We start from the raw sequence: 19,131 nt of genomic DNA on the forward strand, positions 1-19,131 counted from the left end.
TGCGGACGCGCGCGCAAGGCCGGGATGGGTCACCCTCCTACTTTTGCATAGGGGGTCCCCGGCGAACGGGGGCATCGTTTGCCGCACGATCGGCGCACACCGCGCGGGCATGCCGGCGGCGCGGCCAGCCGATGATCGAAATGACGGAAACGAGGGTCCGGCGCCGAACGACGCGGCGATTCGGGGGAGGATGGCTGGCGACGCGGTAGACTTCGCTGTGGCGCAACCGCGGCGTTCGGGCCCTGGTGGCGGGCTTGCCGGCCTGCGACAGGAAAACGACGGGCAAAAAAAAGCGCCACGGAGACCGTGGCGCTAAAAAAGTTCTAGCCATTCCGAGGGCCGTGCTAGAACCTGAGAGACTGCGCGAAACACCGTTGCCGGTTAAACTCCTGAAACGATGTTTCGAAAACGTGAGACATTCTTTCCGTTTCCGCCCGACAAGTCAAGCGGTATTTGCACCGGTTTGTTCACTTTCCGGCAACGCTCATTTGAGCACTTTCCTAATAAACCAAGGGTGAACCCGTAAAATCTCATCCGATGAACGATTCACCCATGGAACATGCATCTTTTGACAATCATCCTACAATACCAACAAAATGAAATCGAGTTTCGGAAATAGAGAGAATCCCTCGTGTCGACATCTGTAACGCCTTCCGCGCCCCGAGACCGCGAATCGTCGCCGGACGAGATCACCGCGCTCGCGCGCGGCCTCGCCGTGCTGCGCCGCATCGCGGCCGCCGACGCCCCGGTCAGCAACCGCGAGCTGACCGAATTGACGGGCATCCCGAAGCCGACCGTGTCGCGCATCACGGCGACGCTCGTCAGCGCCGGCTTCCTGTTCCAGCTGCCCGACAGCGAGCGCTTCGTGCTGACCGCGTCGGTGCTGGAGCTGAGCCACGGCTTCCTGCGCAACTTCGACATCCGCGCGCGCTCGCGGCCGTTCATGATCGAACTCGCCGAGCGCACGTCGCTGTCGGTGCACCTCGCGGTGCGCGACCGGCTCGACATGGTCGCGATCGACGTGATCCGGCCGCGCTCGGCCGTGCTCGTCACGCGCCTCGAGATCGGCTCGCGGATGGACATCGCGCGCACCGCGACCGCGGTCGGCCGCGCGTATCTCGCGGCGCTGGAGGACGACGAGCGCCGCACGCTGCTCGACGCGCTGCGCGCGACGGCCGGCGACGACTGGCCGCACGTATCGGCGCGCCTAACCCCCGGCCTCGAGGACGCGATGCGCGCCGGCCACGCGATCGCGATCGGCGAATGGCGCGAAGGGCTGAATGCGGTCGCGGCCGGGTTCGTCGGCCCGTCGGGCCAGCGCTATTCGGTGAACTGCGGCGGCGCATCCAGTCAGTGCCCGCCCGAATGGCTGCAGGAACACGTGGTGCCCGCGCTGCACGAGTGCATCGCGAAAATCACCCGCGAGATCGGCGGCGCGCCGGCCCGGCGCAGCGCCGTGTAATCGATCCGTCATCGCCCCGTCGCGTTCTGTAACGACCGTAACCCGTTGAAAGATAGACGACTGGACTGTAACGGGGACGGGACGTAGGATCATGCCCATCGTCGCGCCGCATTCGCGGCGCGCACCGCTCTTTTCTTTTTCCGCGCAGACCGGAAGGGCCCGGACCGAGCCGGCCTTCCGGCACCGCATGCCCCTGCGCCGCCCAGGCCCGGTTTCGAGCCCGGTTTCGAGCCCGTTTCCCGGCCTGCCGAGCCGTCTTCCTGACAGAACCCGATGGACAATCAACAAAAGCCCACGCCCCCTTCGAAGGATCCCGCCTCCCCCGCCGCGCGCCGCCCGCGCCGCCCGCTGGTGATCGGGACGCTCGCGGTCGTCGTCATCGGCGGCCTGCTGTGGTGGCACCCGTGGAACCGCACGCAGGCCGACGCGCAGGCGGCGGCCAGCGCGGCCTCCGGCGCGAGCGCAGGCGGCGGCCATCGCGGCCGCGGCGGCCCCGCCGCGATGGCGAACGTTCCGCAACCGGTATCGGTCGCGACCGCGACGCAGGGCGAGATGCCGATCGTGCTGTCCGCGCTCGGCACCGTGACGCCGCTCGCGAGCGTGACGGTCAAGACGCAGCTGTCGGGCTACCTGCAGTCGGTCGCGTTCCAGGAAGGCCAGATCGTCAGGAAGGGCGACCTGCTCGCGCAGATCGACCCGCGCCCGTACCAGGTCGCGCTCGAGAACGCCGAAGGCACGCACGCGCGCGACTCGGCACTGCTCGCGACGGCCCGCCTCGACCTGAAGCGCTACCAGACGCTGCTGTCGCAGGATTCGATCGCGTCGCAGACGGTCGACACCCAAGCATCGCTCGTCAAGCAATATGAAGGAACGGTGAAGACCGACCAGGCGGCGATCGATTCCGCGAAGCTGAACCTCGCGTACGCGCGCATCACGGCGCCGGTGTCGGGCCGCGTCGGCCTGCGCCAGGTCGACCCCGGCAACTACGTGACGCCGGGCGACACGAACGGGATCGTCGTGATCACGCAGCTGCAGCCGATGAGCGTGATCTTCACGACCTCGGAAGACAACCTGCCGCAGATCGTCAAGCAGGTGAACGCGGGCCGGAAACTGTCGGTCACCGCGTACAACCGCAACAACACGGTGCCGCTCGAGACGGGTTCGCTCGCCACGCTCGACAACCAGATCGACACCAGCACCGGCACGGTCAAGCTGCGCGCGACCTTCGATAACAAGGAAGGGCTGCTGTTCCCGAATCAGTTCGTGAACGCGCGGCTGCTGGTCGACGTGATGCGCGATGCGACGATCGTGCCGACGGCCGCCGTGCTGACGGGCTCGATCGGCCAGTTCGTGTACATCGTGAAGCCCGACAACACGGTGACGGTGCGCAAGGTCACGATCGGCCCGGTCGACGGCGAGCGCACGAGCATCGTCAGCGGCGTCGCGCTCGGCGAGCGCGTGTCACCGACGGCTCCGACCGCTGCGCGAAGGCGCGAAGATCACGATCCCGGCCGACAAGCCGAAAGGCGCGTCGGGCGCGCACGGCGCCGGCGCGGCGTCCGGCGCATCGGGCGCGGCCCCGCCGCGGCGGACACAAGCACGGCGCGTCGCAGGCAGCGGCCCCCGCGCCCAGTAACGGCGGGCCGCTCGATGAATCCATCCGCCTCTTCATTCTCCGGCCGGTCGGCACCGCCCTCCTGATGGCGGCGATCATGCTGGCCGGTCTCGTCGCGCTGCGCTTCCTGCCGCTCGCCGCCCTGCCCGAGGTCGACTACCCGACGATCCAGGTCCAGACCTTCTATCCGGGCGCGAGCCCGGAGGTGATGACGTCGGCGGTCACCGCGCCGCTGGAGCGGCAGTTCGGCCAGATGCCGTCGCTGAACCAGATGTCGTCGCAAAGCTCGGCCGGCGCGTCGGTGATCACGCTGCAGTTCTCGCTCGACCTGCCGCTCGACATCGCCGAACAGGAAGTGCAGGCCGCGATCAACGCGGCCGGCAACCTGCTGCCGTCCGACCTCCCGGCCCCGCCGATCTATGCGAAGGTCAACCCGGCCGACGCGCCGGTGCTGACCCTCGCGATCACGTCGAAGACCCTGCCGCTCACCCAGGTGCAGGACCTGACCGACACGCGTCTCGCGATGAAGATCTCGCAGATCGCGGGCGTCGGCCTCGTCAGCCTGTCGGGCGGCAACCGGCCGGCCGTGCGGATCCAGGCGAACCCGACCGCGCTCGCGCAGTACGGGATGAACCTCGACGACCTGCGCACGACGATCTCGAACCTGAACGTGAACACGCCGAAGGGCAACTTCGACGGCCCGACGCGCGCGTACACGATCAACGCGAACGACCAGCTCACCAGCGCCGATCAATACAACGACGCGGTCGTCGCCTACAAGAGCGGCCGCCCGGTGATGCTGACCGACGTCGCGAAGATCGTCGCCGGCTCCGAGAACACCAAGCTCGGCGCGTGGGTCAATGCGGAGCCCGCGATCATCCTGAACGTGCAGCGCCAGCCGGGCGCGAACGTGATCGCGACCGTCGACGCGATCAAGGCGCAGCTGCCGAAGCTGCAGGAGACGCTGCCCGCCGCGCTCGACGTGCAGATCGTCACCGACCGCACGACGATGATCCGCGCCGCCGTGCGCGACGTGCAGTTCGAGCTGCTGCTCGCGGTCGCGCTGGTCGTGCTGGTGATGTACCTGTTCCTCGCGAACGTCTACGCGACCATCATCCCGAGCCTGTCGGTGCCGCTGTCGCTGATCGGCACGCTCGCGGTGATGTACATGGCCGGCTTCTCGCTGAACAACCTGTCGCTGATGGCGCTCACCATCGCGACCGGCTTCGTCGTCGACGACGCGATCGTGATGATCGAGAACATCGCGCGCTACGTCGAGGAAGGCGACACGGGCCTCGAGGCCGCGCTGAAGGGCTCGAGACAGATCGGCTTCACGATCATCTCGCTGACGGTGTCGCTGATCGCGGTGCTGATCCCGCTGCTGTTCATGGGCGACGTGGTCGGCCGCCTGTTCCACGAGTTCGCGATCACGCTCGCGGTGACGATCGTGATCTCGGCGATCGTGTCGCTCACGCTCGTGCCGATGATGTGCGCGAAGCTGCTGCGCCATTCGCCGCCGCCGGAGAGCCATCGCTTCGAGGCGCGCGTGCACCGCGCGATCGACTGGGTGATCGCACGCTACGGGGTCGCGCTCGAATGGGTGCTGAACCGCCAGCGCTCGACGCTCGTCGTCGCGGTGCTGACGCTCGTGCTGACCGGCCTGCTCTACGTGTTCATACCGAAGGGCTTCTTCCCCGCGCAGGATACCGGCGTGATCCAGGCGATCACGCAGGCGCCGCAGTCGATCTCGTACGGCGCGATGGCCGAACGCCAGCAGGCGCTCGCGGCCGAGATCCTGAAGGATCCGAACGTCGCGAGCCTCACGTCGTTCATCGGCGTCGACGGCAGCAACATCACGCTGAACAGCGGCCGGATGCTGATCAACCTGAAGGCGCGCGACGCCCGCTCCGAATCGTCCGCGCAGATCATCCGCGACCTGCAGCAGCGCGTCGCGAACGTGACCGGCATCTCGCTGTTCATGCAGTCGGTGCAGGACCTGACGATCGACTCGACCGTGAGCCCGACGCAGTACCAGTTCATGCTGACGAGCCCGAACCCGGACGAGTTCGCGACCTGGGTGCCGAAGCTCGTCACGCGGCTGCAGAAGGAGCCGTCGCTCGCCGACGTCGCGACCGACCTGCAGAGCAACGGCCAGTCGGTCTACATCGAGATCGACCGCGCGAGCGCCGCGCGCTTCGGCATCACGCCGGCGACCGTCGACAACGCGCTGTACGACGCGTTCGGCCAGCGCATCGTGTCGACCATCTTCACGCAGTCGAACCAGTACCGCGTGATTCTCGAGTCGGAACCGAAGGAGCAGCATTACGCCGAATCGCTGAGCGACATCTACCTGCCGTCCGCGGGCGGCGGCCAGGTGCCGCTGTCGTCGATCGCGTCGTTCCACGAGCGGCCGTCGCCGCTGCTCGTCGCGCACCTGTCGCAGTTCCCGTCGACGACGATCTCGTTCAACCTCGCGCCGGGCGCGTCGCTCGGCGAGGCCGTGAAGGCGATCGGCGCCGCCGAGCAGGACATCGGCCTGCCCGGCTCGTTCCAGACGCGCTTCCAGGGCGCCGCGCTCGCGTTCCAGGCGTCGCTGTCGAACCAGCTGTTCCTGATCCTCGCGGCGGTCGTCACGATGTACATCGTGCTCGGCGTGCTGTACGAGAGCTACATCCACCCGATCACGATCCTGTCGACGCTGCCGTCGGCCGGCGTCGGCGCGCTGCTTGCGCTGATGATCACCGGGCACGACCTCGACATCATCGGGATCATCGGGATCGTGCTGCTGATCGGCATCGTGAAGAAGAACGCGATCATGATGATCGACTTCGCGCTCGAAGCCGAGCGGGTCGAAGGCAAGCCGCCGCGCGAGGCGATCTACCAGGCGTGCCTGCTGCGCTTCCGGCCGATCCTGATGACGACGCTCGCCGCGCTGCTCGGCGCGGTGCCGTTGATCGTCGGCGCGGGTGCGGGCTCCGAGCTGCGCCAGCCGCTCGGGATCGCGATCGCGGGCGGCCTGATCGTGTCGCAGGTGCTGACGCTGTTCACGACGCCGGTGATCTACCTCGGCTTCGACAGCCTCGCGCGCCGCGTGCGCGGCTGGTTCGAGCGGCACGGCCCCGGCGCCGATGCCGGCAAGCACACGGGTGCGTAAATGAACCGCCCCCCACGCTCACTTCGTTCGCGTGGGGGGGCGCAGCCCCCCCATCTCCCGAAAACGCATCCGTCGGAACACGCGGCCGCCCAGCGAGTGCCAACATGAACCTGTCGCGCCCCTTCATCACCCGCCCCGTCGCGACGACGCTGCTCGCGCTCGGCGTCGCGCTCGCGGGCCTGTTCGCATTCATCAGGCTGCCGGTGTCGCCGCTGCCGCAGGTCGACTTCCCGACCATCTCGGTGCAGGCGTCGCTGCCCGGCGCGAGCCCCGAGACGGTCGCGACCAGCGTGACGAGCCCGCTCGAGCGGCACCTCGGCTCAATCGCCGACGTCAGCGAAATGACGTCGACCAGCACCGTCGGCAACGCGCGGATCATCCTGCAATTCGGGCTGAACCGCGACATCGACGGCGCCGCGCGCGACGTGCAGGCCGCGATCAACGCGGCGCGCGCCGACCTGCCCGCGTCGCTCAGGAGCAACCCGACGTATCGCAAGGTCAACCCGGCCGACTCGCCGATCATGATCGTGTCGCTCACGTCGGAAACGTCGTCGCCCGCGAAACTGTACGACGCCGCATCGACGGTGCTGCAGCAGTCGCTGTCGCAGATCGACGGGATCGGCCAGGTGTCGGTGAGCGGCTCCGCGAACCCGGCCGTGCGCGTCGAGCTCGAGCCGCATGCGCTGTTCCACTACGGGATCGGTCTCGAGGACGTGCGGGCCGCGCTCGCGTCCGCGAACGCGAACAGCCCGAAGGGCGCGATCGAGTTCGGCCCGAAGCACTACCAGCTCTATACGAACGACCAGGCGTCGCAGGCGTCGCAGTACAGCGACCTCGTCGTCGCTTACCGCAAAGGCGCGGCCGTGCGGCTGTCCGACCTGTCCGAGGTCGTGGACGGCGTCGAGGACCTGCGCAACCTCGGTTTGTCGAACGGCAAGCGCGCGGTGCTCGTGATCCTCTACCGCTCGCCCGGCGCGAACATCATCGAGACGATCGACCGCGTGCGCGCGGCGCTGCCGCAGCTCACCGCGTCGCTGCCGGCCGACATCACGGTCACGCCGGTGCTCGACCGTTCGACGACGATCCGTGCGTCGCTGAAGGACACCGAGCACACGCTGCTGATCGCGGTCAGCCTGGTCGTGATGGTCGTGTTCCTGTTCCTGCGCAACTGGCGCGCGACGCTGATCCCGAGCGTCGCGGTGCCGATCTCGATCGTCGGCACGTTCGGCGCGATGTACCTGCTCGGCTTCTCGATCGACAACCTGTCGCTGATGGCGCTGATCGTCGCGACCGGCTTCGTCGTCGACGATGCGATCGTCGTGCTCGAGAACATCACGCGCCACATCGAGAACGGCAAGCCGAGGTTGCAGGCCGCGTTCGACGGCGCGCGCGAGGTCGGCTTCACCGTGCTGTCGATGAGCATCTCGCTCGTCGCGGTGTTCCTGCCGATCCTGCTGATGGGCGGCATCGTCGGGCGGCTGTTCCGCGAGTTCGCACTGACGCTGTCGCTCGCGATCGGCGTGTCGCTCGCGGTGTCGCTCACCGTCACGCCGATGATGTGCGCGCGGCTGCTGCGCGAAGCGCACGACGTGCAGGAGGAAGGCCGCCTCGGCCGCTTCCTCGAGCGCTTCTTCACGCGGATGCAGCGCGGCTACGAGCGCTCGCTGTCGTGGGCGCTGCGCCGCCCGCTGCTGGTGCTGCTGATCCTGTTCGCGACGATCGGGCTGAACGTCTACCTGTACATCATCGTGCCGAAGGGCTTCTTCCCGCAGCAGGACACCGGGCTGATGATCGGCGGCATCCAGGCCGACCAGTCGACCTCGTTCCAGGCGATGAAGCTGAAGTTCGCCGAGATGATGCGGATCGTGCAGGCCAACCCGAACGTGAAGAGCGTCGCGGGCTTCACCGGCGGCACGCAGACCAACTCGGGCTTCATGTTCGTCACGCTGAAGGACCGCACCGAGCGCAAGCTGTCGGCCGACCAGGTGATCCAGCAGTTGCGCAGGCCGCTGTCGGACGTCGCGGGCGCGCGCACGTTCCTGCAGGCCGCGCAGGACATCCGCGTCGGCGGCCGGCAAAGCAGCGCGCAGTACCAGTTCACGCTGCTCGGCGATTCGAGCGCCGAGCTGTACAAGTGGGCGCCGCTCCTGACCGAGGCGCTGCAAAAGCGCGCCGAGCTGACCGACGTGAACTCCGACCAGCAGCAAGGCGGCCTCGAGGCGATGGTGACGATCGACCGCGCGAGCGCCGCGCGGCTCGGCATCAAGCCCGCGCAGATCGACAACACGCTGTACGACGCGTTCGGCCAGCGCCAGGTCTCGACGATCTACAACCCGCTGAACCAGTACCACGTCGTGATGGAGGTCGCGCCGAAATACTGGCAGAGCCCGGAGATGCTGAACCAGGTGTGGATCAGCACGTCGGGCGGCAGCGCGAACGGCTCGCAGACCACCAACGCGGCGGCCGGCACCTTCGTCGCGACCTCGGCCGGCACGTCGAGCGCCGGCACGGCCGCGACGAGCGCCGCGGCGATCGCGTCCGATTCCGCGCGCAACCAGGCGCTGAACTCGATCGCGTCGAGCGGCAAGTCGAGCGCGTCGTCGGGCGCGGCGGTGTCGACGTCGAAGTCGACGATGATTCCGCTGTCCGCGATCGCGACCTTCGGCCCGAGCACGACGCCGCTGTCGGTCAACCACCAGGGGCTGTTCGTCGCGACGACGATCTCGTTCAACCTGCCGCCGGGCGTGTCGCTGTCGCAGGCGACCCAGGTGATCTACCAGACGATGGCGCAGATCGGCGTGCCGCCGACGATCGTCGGCAGCTTCCAGGGCACCGCGCAGGCGTTCCAGCAGTCGCTCAGCAACCAGCCGATCCTGATTCTCGCGGCGCTGCTGGCCGTCTACATCGTGCTCGGGATCCTGTACGAAAGCTACATCCACCCGATCACGATCCTGTCGACGCTGCCGTCGGCCGGCGTCGGCGCCCTGCTCGCGCTGCTGCTGTTCAAGACCGAGTTCAGCATCATCGCGCTGATCGGCGTGATCCTGCTGATCGGTATCGTGAAGAAGAACGCGATCATGATGGTCGACTTCGCGATCGACCAGACGCGCAACGGCAACAAATCGTCGTTCGATGCGATCCACGAGGCGTGCCTGCTGCGCTTCCGGCCGATCATGATGACCACGATGGCGGCACTCCTCGGCGCGCTGCCGCTCGCGTTCGGCCACGGCGACGGCGCCGAGCTGCGCGCGCCGCTCGGGATCGCGATCGCCGGCGGCCTGATCATGTCGCAGGTGCTGACGCTCTATACGACGCCGGTCGTCTATCTGTACATGGACCGGTTCCGCGTGTGGGGCGAAAAGCGCCGCAACCGCCGCGGCGATTCGGGCGGACCGGCGGTGGCCGGGGATTAAGCGGACCACGAGCAGGCGGCCGCGCCACGCGGCCGCCTGACAGGCTTGCACGCAAGCGGCGATCGGCTATCGTGTGTCCATGCCCACCCTCGCGCCCCGTCCCTGGGACCCGCCATGAACGTCCAGCTGAACCATACGATCGTCTGGTGCCGCGACAAGCACGCATCGAGCCGCTTCCTGACCGAACTTCTGGAACTGCCGCCGCCGACGCCGTTCGGCGCGATGCTGGTCGTCCAGCTCGACAACGGCGTGTCGCTCGACTTTTACGAAAAAGAGGGGGAGATCACGGCCCAGCACTACGCGTTCCTGACCGACGAGGCCGGCTTCGATCGCGTGTTCGCGCGCATTCGCGCGCGCGGCCTGCCGCACTGGGCGGATCCGGCGAAGCGGCAGCCCGGTGAGATCTACCGCCATGACGGCGGTCGTGGTGTGTATTTCGACGATCCGGACGGTCACTTCCTCGAGGTGATGACGCGGCCGTACGTGCTGAACGGATAACGAAGCGCGTCGGCCGGTGTTGCACCGGCCGACGCGGCGGCGCGGGCAGCGCCCTCGGTCGGACGCCGTCCCGCCCGGACGCCCTCTGACGCCCGCTGACTCCGTTACTCGGCGGCGGCAGCCGTCTTGCGCGGACGGCGCGCGCGGGTCGCCGTCTTGCGGGCCGGCTTCTTCGGCTTGGCGCCGGCTGCTGCGTCGGCGGCCGCTTCAACGGTCGATTCGGCGGCCGGTGCGGCTTCGTGCGACGGCTGCGCGGCAGCCGCCGACGCACCGTACTCGCCGGCCGTCGGCGCCGCGTGCTGCGCCGCGACGTGCCGGTCCTCACCGTGGTCCGCGTCGCGATGCGTCGCTACTGCCTGCTTGCCTTCGGTGTGCTTGCCGTCCGTGTGCTTGTCGCCACCGTGCTTCGCACCGCCGTGCGCGGCCTCGTCCGGATTCGCCGCCGTGTGACGGCCGGCCCCCTTCGCATCGCCGGCCTGCTTCACGCCGGCCTTCTTCGCCCCTGCCTTCTTCGCCGCGGTCTTGCGCGCGCGCTTGCGGCCGTCCTTCGCGTCACCGTGCGTGTCGGTAGCTTCATTCGCGTCGGCCGTCGCGGCCGGCACGAGCGCCGCTTCGTTCACGACGTCGACGACGTCCGCCTCGTCGGCGTCGGGCCGCACGCTTTCGTCGACAGCCACGTCCGCCCGCTGCCCGGCGCCGCGGCTCGCGCTCGGCCGTTGGGCTTCCCCGTGGCCCGCCGTGACCGTGCTGCGCGCCGCCCGTATCGCGCGCCGCCGCCACCGGCTCGGCCGCCGCCGCGGACTGGCGCGGCCGCGACACGAACGCGCCCGACTTGTCGTCGCGACCCACCTCGAGCAGGCCGCGCGCCTGCGCTTCGTCGAGCAGGTTGCCGAACGCGCGGAAACCGTAATACGACTCGTTGAAGTCCGGCTTGCGGCGCTTGATCGCGCTCTTGAGCACCGACGCCCAGATCTTGCCGACGTCGTCGCGCTCCGACGCCAGCGCATCGAACGTCTCGACCGCGAGCGCGATCGCCTCGCTGCGGCGCACTTCCAGTTCCGGCTTGCGCGACGGCTCGTCGGCGCGCTTCGCGCCGCCGTTGCCGGTGCGCTGCTGTTCGCGCTTCGCCAGCGCGCGCTGCTGCTCGCGCACCAGGTCGTCGTAGAAAATGAATTCGTCGCAGTTCGCGACCAGCAGGTCCGACGTCGACTTCTTCACGCCGACCCCGATCACCTTCTTCGCGTTCTCGCGCAGCTTCGACACGAGCGGCGAGAAATCCGAGTCGCCGCTGATGATCACGAACGTATCGACGTGCGACTTCGTGTAGCAGAGATCGAGCGCGTCCACGACGAGCCGGATGTCGGCCGAATTCTTGCCCGACTGGCGCACGTGCGGAATCTCGATCAGCTCGAAGCTCGCCTCGTGCATCGAGGCCTTGAAGCCCTTGTAGCGCTCCCAGTCGCAATACGCCTTCTTCACGACGATGCTGCCCTTCAGCAGCAGCCGCTCCAGCACGGGCTTGATGTCGAATTTCTCGTACTTCGCGTCGCGCACGCCGAGCGCGACGTTCTCGAAGTCGCAGAACACGGCCATGCTGACGTTGTCCAGGGGTAATGCCATGTGTACTCCAACCGGTTGGTCGCCGCGTTGTATTGCCTGGCGGCGAAAAATGCATCGCGCACATGATAGCCGGTCGGCGGGGCGATTCCGCGATCCGTGCGCGCGAGCGCGCGTAGACGGGGCGCCGCGCCGGCCGTTTCGGTGCGGTACAGCCCCAGTTACCCGAGCGCCGCCGCCCCGATCGACATACACTTGAGTATCGGTCGTCCGTCCCTATCTGGAAGGACGACGCATCGAGCAAGGAGCGGTTTCATGACGACGAAGGTATTGCTGATTGGCGCGACCGGCCGCACCGGCCGGGCCTGCGCGGATCTGCTGCTGGAGCAGCCGGAATTCGAGGTGACTGCGCTGGTGCGCCGGCACGGCTATGCGCTGCCGGGCGCGAAGGTCGTCGAGGCCGATCTGGCGGGCGATTTCTCGCACGCGTTCCAGGGCATCACGCACGTGATCTACGCGGCCGGCTCGGCGGAATCGGAAGGCGCCGCCGAAGAGGAGCAGATCGACCGCGACGCGGTCGCGCGCGCGGCCGAGCATGCGCTCGCCTACAACGTGCAGAAGCTGGTCGTGATCAGTTCGCTGACCGCGTACTGGCCGGAGCGCAGCGGCGACGCGCTGCGCCACTACTCGCAGATGAAGCGCGAAGGCGACGACCGCGTGATCGCGTCGGGCATCGACTACGTGATCCTGCGCCCCGGCCCGCTCGCGGACGGCCCGGGCGTCGGCAAGATCGCGCTGACCGAGGAGCCGCTCGACGCAGCGCCGCCGGTGTCGCGCCAGGATGTCGCGTGGGCCGCGATCGAGGCGATCAAGCTGGGCATTTCGCGCAAGGTCATCGGCTTCGTCGGCGGCAGCGTGCCGATCGAACAGGCGTTGCGCGCCTGACGCTTGCCCGGCCGGCCCGCGCCGCCACGGGCCGGCCGCGTGTCATCGCGCCTGCGGCCCGCGAAGCGGGCCGCTTGACGGCGGGCTGACCGCCTGCTCGTGGCTGCTTACGGCTTCGGATGCGCGTCGGCCCATGCCTTCACCGCGCCGAGCGTGTTCTGGACATGCTTGTCGGGCGACAGGCTCGTATATTCGTACAACACCTTCCCTTCCGGCGAAATCACGTAGGACACGCGGTTCGCGCGATCGAGCGCGGGCAGCTTCGCGTCGTATTCGCGGATGATCTTCGCGTCCGGATCGGCCGCGACCGGGAACTTGCTGCGGCACTCGCTCACCGAGAACTTCGTCAGCGTGTCGATGTTGTCCGCGGATACGCCGATCACCGTCGCGCCGTAAGCCTTGTAACGATCGACCGCGTCCGCGAACGCATGCGCCTCGATGGTGCAGCCCTTCGTGAACGCGGCCGGGTAGAAGTACAGCACGACCGGTCCGTGCTTCAGCGCATCGGCCAGCGAGTACGTGTAAGTCTTGCCGCCCAGCGACGCCTGCGTCGTGAAGTCGGGCGCCGCGGCGCCCGGCTTCAATTCCGCCTGCGCGACCCGCGCATGGCCGGCCACCAGCAGCGCCGCCGCGGCGCCCACCCATAGTTTTCGCTTCATCTGCGTCCTCATTTCTTATAAAGTCAGCCTCGATGTAGGCCGCATCGGCGTTCGCCTGTCGAACGCCGATGTGCGCGACCCGGTCCAGCGGCCGTGCCAGCCGCGGCCGGCCGGTTAAAGATTTCGCGCAGCCTGCCGTTATTTCTTCCGGACAACCAGTTCCAGCCCTTCACGTCAGCGAGACACATGGAAGCCAACAGGAAACAGACGCCACGCAAGGGCTCCTGGCGCAATGCCTTGCATACGCTGCGCCGCTTCGCCTGGTCGGGCGGCGCGCTGATGCCTGCGCGCGCCGGCGCGCCGCGCCGCGACGACACCGTGCGCAACTGGCTGGAACAGACGGTCGGCACGGTGGACTTCCTCGCCCATGTCGACCGCGAGCTGCGTTTCCTGTACGTGTCCGATGCGAGCCTGCGCTTCATCGGCTATCACCGCGACTACCTGCACACGCTGACGCTGCGCGACCTGATCGCGGAACAGGATACCGCGACGCTCGAAGGCCTGCTTGCACGCGCCGCGCGCTCCGGCCAGGTCGAGAAGGCGACGATGTGCATCGTCAAGTCGCTCACCTATCCGCTCGACGTCGAGGTCCGCGCGTTCAAGAGCCGCCACCACGGCGTCGACGGCTTCGCGATCGCGGCGTTCGACGTGTCGGCCTGGCGTGCGCTCGAGGCCCGCCTGACGTACGAGATGCACCACGACCCGATGACGGGGCTCGGCAACCTGTCCGCACTCGTGCCGGCGCTGATGCGCGCGCAGCAGGCCGCCGACGAAAGCGGCACCTGTGCCGCCCTGCTGCTGCTCGACCTCGACGACTACCAGCGCATCAACCGTGCGCTCGGCTACGACGCCGGCGACACGCTGTTGCGCGACACCGCGCAGCGGCTGCAGGCGCTCGTCGCGCCCGGCGAGCAGCTCGCGCGTGTCGCGAGCGACAAGTTCGCGGTCGTGCTCACCGCACCGGACCGCGCGCACGCGAGCAATGCCGCGGACGCGCTCGCGCGCCGGCTGCAGGCCGCGGTGCGCGAACCTTACGCGTACCAGGGGCAGACCGTCCACCTGTCCGCGAGCATCGGCATCGCCGTGTACCCGGACGAACGGGCTGCGCCCCATCGCGCGCAGCATCACAGCCCGCTGCTGCGCCGCGCCGACCACGCACTCGCGCAGGCGAAGGCATCGGGCGGCAACGCGCTCGCGTTTCACGCGCCGGTCGACGATCCGGCCGACGCCGAGCGGCTCAAGCTCGAAGCCGACCTGTACGACGGCGTGCGCAACGGCGAGTTCTCGCTCCACTTCCAGCCGATCACGCGCAGCCAGTCGGGGGCGGTGGACGGCGTCGAGGCGCTGATCCGCTGGCGTCATCCGGTGCACGGCCTCGTGCCGCCGGCGACCTTCATTCCGCTCGCCGAATCGATCGGCCTGATCAACTATCTCGGCAACTGGGTGCTCAAGGCCGCGTGCATGCAGCTCGTCGCCTGGGATCGCCAGGGGCTCGCGCTGCAGTACGTGGCGGTCAACGTGTCGCCGCAGCAGTTCCGCGACCCGCGCTTCACGCAGAGCGTGCGCGAGGCGATCGCGCTGACGGGCATCGACCCGCGCCGCATCGTGCTGGAAATCACCGAAAGCCTGCTGATGCACGACCCCGTGCAGGCAAAGGGGCTGCTCGAGGAGCTGACCGAGCTCGGCATCCGCTTCGCGATCGACGATTTCGGCACCGGCTATTCGAGCCTCGCCTACCTGCAGCGCTTCCCGCTCGCGAAGCTGAAGATCGATCGCAGCTTCGTCGAGAACCTGCTGACGTCGCGCAACGACCGCGCGATCGTGTCGGCGGTGGTCGGCCTCGCGCAGACGCTCGATCTCGAGCTCGTCGCGGAAGGCGTCGAGACCGAGGCGCAGCGCGAACTGCTGACCGAGATGGGCTGCAACCACATCCAGGGCTGGCTCGTGTGCCAGGCGCTGCCGTCCGAGGAACTCGCACGGCGCTTCGAGGCGCAACAGCTGCGCCTGCACGCCGCCTGACACGCGCGGCGAACCGGATAGATCCGTATGTCAATCACCGCACACCTGCCCCGCACGGCGCTGCTCGACAAGCTGTGGGCCCGGATGAACGAACGGGGCGACTTCCCGCTGCTGTCGGAGTCGCTGCGCGCGACGATGGCCGCGATGAAGAACGACGACCTCGACTTCACCGCGCTCGTGCGCGTCGTGCTGTCGGATTTCGCGCTCACGCAGAAAGTCCTGCGGCTCGCCAATTCCGCGATGTACATGGCGTTCGGCGGCAACATCACGACCGTCACGCGGGCGCTGATGGTGCTCGGCATGGACACGGTCGGCCATCTGGTCGTCGGGCTGAAGCTCGTCGATCACTTCCACCACAGCACGCCGCGCCGCATCGACGCGAAGCTCGAGCTGAACCGCGCGCTGCTGTCCGGCTGCGTCGCCCGCAAGCTCACCGAGCACGCGGAGCTGCGCGGCGGCGAGGAAGCCGTCGTCTGCACGCTGATGCGCCAGGTCGGCAAGCTGCTGGTGGTCTGCTATCTCGACAGCGAATGGGACCGGATCCGCCGTCGCGCCGCCGAGCTGGACGGCGACGATGCGGCCGCGTGCATCGACGTGCTCGGCGTCGGCTTCGACGAGATCGGCCTGGAAGCCGCCGCGAGCTGGCGGCTGCCCGACGTGATCCGCGCCGGGATGGCCGACGACGACGGCCGTACCGCGCATGCCGCGAGCCTCGACGAGGACGATGACGACGCCGACCGCCAGCGCTCCCGCGACGCGTGCGCCGACGACAGCCCCGGCCGCGTACGCTGGCTGCGCGCGGTGAGCCGCTGCTCGACCGATGTCGCCGGTGCGCTCGCGATGCCCGCGGGGCCGCAGCGCGACGCGCACATCGCGGTGCTCGCGCAGCACTACAGCCAGGAGCTGGACATCGACGCCGACGCGCTGGTGGCGATCGCCGACCGGCTCGCATCCGAGGAAGCGAGCGACACCGTGATGCGCGAGATCGTCGAGCTGCGCGCGAACGCCGACGCGATCGCGCGGGCGCAGCCCGATCCCGAGGCATGCCTCGAGGCCGGTCTCGCGGACCTGCGCGCGCTGCCGTCCGAGCACGTGCTGACGCCTGTGCTCGCGCTCGCGTCGGAAAGCCTGCTCGCGGGCCTCGCGTTCACGCGCACCGTGATGTTCGTGCGCCGGGAAGACGGCGCGTTCGCCGCGCGTCTCGGCTTCGGCCCGGGCGTCGATGCGGCGCTCGACCGGCTGTGCTTCGACGAGCGCTTCGAGCCGGACGTGTTCCATCTCGCGATCACGAACTCGGTCGGCATCTTCATCGAGCAGGCGCAGGACCCGAAGATGGTGAAGCGCCTGCCCGCGTGGTATCTCGACGCGCTTCCGGACACGCGCGCGTTCGTGCTGCTGCCGGTGCGCGTCGGCGCGAAAACGGTCGGCCTGCTGTACGGCGACTGGGCCGGCGCGCAGCCGGCGCGCAAGATCACGCAGCAGGAGATGAGCGTGCTCAACGAACTCGCGCGCGAACTGGGGCGGTTCTTTCCCGCGTAATCGGCGTGATGCGGGCGGCGCCCCAAAAGCAAACCGGCCGCAAAAGCGGCCGGCTGCAGGTACGACGGATCGAAATGCTTACTTGAGCGTGACCGGCACGCTGAAGTACTTCTTCGCGAGGTTGTCGATCGTGCCGTCGGCCTTCAGTTCCTTCAGCGCCTGATCGAGCGCGGTCTTCAGCGCCGCGTCGTTCTTGCGCAGGCCGAAGCCGACGCCCGAACCGAGGATCTCGGCATCGCTGACCGTGCCGCCGGCGAAGCCGAAGCCCTGGCCTTGCGGCTTCGACAGGAAGCCCTTCGAGCCCGCCTCCGAATCCTGGAACGCCGCGTCGAGACGGCCCGACTTCAGGTCGGCGTAGGCCAGGTCCTGCGTCTGGTACGGCACGACTTCGACGCCGGCCGGCGCCCACTTCTTCTTCGCGTACGCTTCCTGGATCGTGCCCTGCAGCACGCCGACGCGCTTGCCCTTCAGTGCTTGCGGGGTCGGCTGCAGGCCGCTGCCCTGCTTCGCGATCAGCTGGTTCGGGATCGTGTAGATCGGATCGGTGAACGCAATCGCGTGCTTGCGCTGGTCGGTGATCGTCATGTCCGAGTTGATCGCGTCGAACTTGCGCGCCTGCAGCGCGGGGATCAGGCCGTCGAAGTCGTTCTCGACCCACACGCACTTCGTCTTCAGCTTCGCGCACACCGCGTTGCCGATGTCGATGTCGAAGCCGGTCAGCTTGCCGTCGGGCGTCTTGTATTCGAACGGCGCGTACGAGGCCTCGACGCCGAACCGGATCTCCTTCAGATCCGCTGCCATCGCGCTGCCTGCCGCCACGGCCGATGCCGCCACTACCGCGTGCGCGGCCACTTTACGCCAATCCAACTTCATCAGGTGTTCTCCTCGATACTCGAATGTTCCGGAACTACGGGCGCATGCATCATCGCAGGGTCGGATGACGACGCCAATGCCGATGCCGCGCCTTGATGCGGCGCAACAGCCGCAAGGCCGCGATTGTACCAATCCGCGCGGCCCGGCATGGCAAAGCGGCCGCCGGCCCGCGATGCTGCGCTGCGTGCACGATGACGGCAGGGTGCGCCGTCGAACTTGCAAGACGATGTCGCAAATACGCAAGCGCGACGCACGGGCCGTCTGCGCGGCATGCGGGCGTCGATCGCAAAAAAGGGAAATGCGGCCGGACGATGCGGGGGCCGCGGCCCCCGCAGCCACGCGCCACCAGCCTTGGATCAGACGAGTGCGGCCAGCGTCTCGCGCGTCGTATCGACCACGAGCAGGCCCGCGCGCAGGCCCGGCTTGACAGCCGGATTCGGAAACACGATGCGCTCCTCGTCGTGCTGCACCGTGTAGCGGTAGTCGCCGTCCTGCGCGAGCACGGTACCGCGCGCGAACGCGGTGAAATTCGCGACGTCGGCCGCGACGAACAGCTCGAGCGCATCGCTCTGCTTCGTGATCTGGTCGATCACGGTGAACACGCGCGGCAACGCGGCGTCGACGTCGCGCGGCGCACCGGACACGAGCCTGCGCACCGCACGGTCCGCCGGCGCGAAGCGCGACAGGTCGTTCTGGCCGAACGGCCGCACCTTGCCGAGTTCGAGCGTGCACGCGAGCGCGCCGCAGTGCTCGGCCGTGTAATGCGAATACGTGTTGCCCTTCGCGGTATGCAGCAGCACGGCCGCGATGCGCGCATCGCCGAGCCATTCGACCATCTTGCGCGTCGGCGGCGTGCCCGTGTGGGGCAGCAGCGCGAACTGTTCGAACACCGATGCGCGGATCGCCGTGTGCATGTCGACGTGCCAGCGCGCGCTGCCTGCCGGCGCGGCCGCGAAGAACGCGGCGGCAGCCGCTTCGAGCTGCACCGCGCGCGGCGCTTCGCGGCTCGCGGGCACTTGCGCGTGACGGCCGCTGAACAGGCGGTTCAGGTCGTCGTCGAGATAGCGTGCGCCCGCGCGCATCGCCGGCACGTTGCCGAGCACGACGAGCAGCCGGCACGCGAGCGGCAGCGTGCCCGCCGCGAGATCGCGCACGAGCATCGACAGCAGCTCGATCGGCGCGGTCTCGTCGCCATGCACGCCGGCCGACACGAGCACGCTCGCACGCGCCGCAGCGCCCGCTTCGTCCGCTGCCGGCTCGAGCGCGAGCAGCCCGTCGCCGAGCCAATGCCAGCGCACCGCGCCGTTCGCGCACACGCCGCCGTCGGAGGCCGGCGCGCCGCCCGCGAGCGTGAACGCGAGGAAGTCGTCGAGCAGCACGGCGGCCGGCATGCGGGA

At 68.6% G+C, this 19,131-nt stretch carries 10 protein-coding genes and 2 pseudogenes; 8 read left to right on the forward strand and 4 right to left on the reverse strand.

The genetic code is table 11. The features are described from left to right. Positions 1-631 precede the first annotated feature (631 nt). The 5 genes and pseudogenes from PL79_RS23760 (at position 632) to PL79_RS23780 (ending at position 10,142) form a co-directional block, all read left to right on the forward strand. The gene (locus PL79_RS23760; RefSeq protein WP_044848930.1) at positions 632-1,462 is read left to right on the forward strand and encodes an IclR family transcriptional regulator; all 831 of its coding nucleotides are present in this window, start codon (positions 632-634) and stop codon (positions 1,460-1,462) included. 273 nt (positions 1,463-1,735) lie between these two features. After that, positions 1,736-3,084, forward strand: a pseudogene (locus PL79_RS23765) (MdtA/MuxA family multidrug efflux RND transporter periplasmic adaptor subunit); the annotation flags it as partial. A 36-nt stretch (positions 3,085-3,120) separates the two neighbouring features. Then, a complete protein-coding gene (locus tag PL79_RS23770) occupies positions 3,121-6,231 on the forward strand; it encodes an MdtB/MuxB family multidrug efflux RND transporter permease subunit (RefSeq protein WP_135801130.1) in 3,111 nt (1,036 codons plus the stop codon). A gap of 104 nt (positions 6,232-6,335) precedes the next feature. Then, positions 6,336-9,644, forward strand: a complete 3,309-nt coding sequence (locus PL79_RS23775) for an efflux RND transporter permease subunit (RefSeq protein WP_044848933.1) — start codon at positions 6,336-6,338, stop codon at positions 9,642-9,644. Positions 9,645-9,758: 114 nt separating this feature from the next. Continuing rightward, positions 9,759-10,142: a VOC family protein gene (locus PL79_RS23780; RefSeq protein ID WP_044848934.1), complete on the forward strand. Its 384-nt coding sequence runs from the start codon at positions 9,759-9,761 to the stop codon at positions 10,140-10,142. Positions 10,143-10,246: 104 nt separating this feature from the next. On the opposite strand, the pseudogene PL79_RS23785 reads toward PL79_RS23780, so the two are convergent. Then, positions 10,247-11,762, reverse strand: a pseudogene (locus PL79_RS23785) (NYN domain-containing protein). Between the two features lie 252 nt (positions 11,763-12,014). Here PL79_RS23785 and PL79_RS23790 point away from each other — a divergent pair. Continuing rightward, positions 12,015-12,644 carry an NAD(P)H-binding protein gene (locus PL79_RS23790; RefSeq protein WP_044849135.1) on the forward strand — a complete coding sequence of 210 codons (630 nt, stop codon included), beginning with the start codon at positions 12,015-12,017 and terminating at the stop codon, positions 12,642-12,644. A 107-nt stretch (positions 12,645-12,751) separates the two neighbouring features. Here the strand turns inward: PL79_RS23790 and PL79_RS23795 are convergent, their stop codons facing one another. Continuing rightward, positions 12,752-13,303 (reverse strand): peroxiredoxin, encoded by a 552-nt coding sequence (locus tag PL79_RS23795; RefSeq protein ID WP_044849134.1) that lies wholly within the window; start codon positions 13,301-13,303, stop codon positions 12,752-12,754. A 279-nt stretch (positions 13,304-13,582) separates the two neighbouring features. On the opposite strand from PL79_RS23795, the gene cdpA reads away from it, so the two are divergent. Beyond that, complete coding sequence (cdpA, locus tag PL79_RS23800) at positions 13,583-15,322, forward strand: cyclic di-GMP phosphodiesterase CdpA (RefSeq protein WP_193759872.1); 1,740 nt, start codon at positions 13,583-13,585, stop codon at positions 15,320-15,322. A 27-nt stretch (positions 15,323-15,349) separates the two neighbouring features. Then, entirely contained in the window at positions 15,350-16,861 is a 1,512-nt protein-coding gene (locus PL79_RS23805) for an HDOD domain-containing protein (RefSeq protein ID WP_044849132.1), read from the forward strand. A gap of 78 nt (positions 16,862-16,939) precedes the next feature. Here PL79_RS23805 and PL79_RS23810 read toward each other — a convergent pair whose 3' ends face one another. Continuing rightward, positions 16,940-17,734 carry an ABC transporter substrate-binding protein gene (locus PL79_RS23810; protein WP_044849131.1) on the reverse strand — a complete coding sequence of 265 codons (795 nt, stop codon included), beginning with the start codon at positions 17,732-17,734 and terminating at the stop codon, positions 16,940-16,942. Positions 17,735-18,090: 356 nt separating this feature from the next. Further along, the gene (gene astE, locus PL79_RS23820) at positions 18,091-19,125 is read right to left on the reverse strand and encodes a succinylglutamate desuccinylase (protein WP_193759873.1); all 1,035 of its coding nucleotides are present in this window, start codon (positions 19,123-19,125) and stop codon (positions 18,091-18,093) included. Positions 19,126-19,131: the final 6 nt, after the last annotated feature.

It is taken from the genome of Burkholderia sp. USMB20 (assembly GCF_000949135.2).
Classification (GTDB): domain Bacteria; phylum Pseudomonadota; class Gammaproteobacteria; order Burkholderiales; family Burkholderiaceae; genus Burkholderia.

What these genes read in the sequence shown, in the direction of transcription:
- PL79_RS23775 (WP_044848933.1), top strand. Translation starts at nt 6,336, where the DNA reads ATGAACCTGTCGCGCCCCTTCATCACCCGCCCCGTCGCGACGACGCTG.
- PL79_RS23780 (WP_044848934.1), top strand. Translation starts at nt 9,759, where the DNA reads ATGAACGTCCAGCTGAACCATACGATCGTCTGGTGCCGCGACAAGCAC.
- PL79_RS23790 (WP_044849135.1), top strand. Translation starts at nt 12,015, where the DNA reads ATGACGACGAAGGTATTGCTGATTGGCGCGACCGGCCGCACCGGCCGG.
- PL79_RS23795 (WP_044849134.1), bottom strand. Translation starts at nt 13,303, where the DNA reads ATGAAGCGAAAACTATGGGTGGGCGCCGCGGCGGCGCTGCTGGTGGCC.
- cdpA (WP_193759872.1), top strand. Translation starts at nt 13,583, where the DNA reads ATGCCTGCGCGCGCCGGCGCGCCGCGCCGCGACGACACCGTGCGCAAC.
- PL79_RS23805 (WP_044849132.1), top strand. Translation starts at nt 15,350, where the DNA reads ATGTCAATCACCGCACACCTGCCCCGCACGGCGCTGCTCGACAAGCTG.
- PL79_RS23810 (WP_044849131.1), bottom strand. Translation starts at nt 17,734, where the DNA reads ATGAAGTTGGATTGGCGTAAAGTGGCCGCGCACGCGGTAGTGGCGGCA.
- astE (WP_193759873.1), bottom strand. Translation starts at nt 19,125, where the DNA reads ATGCCGGCCGCCGTGCTGCTCGACGACTTCCTCGCGTTCACGCTCGCG.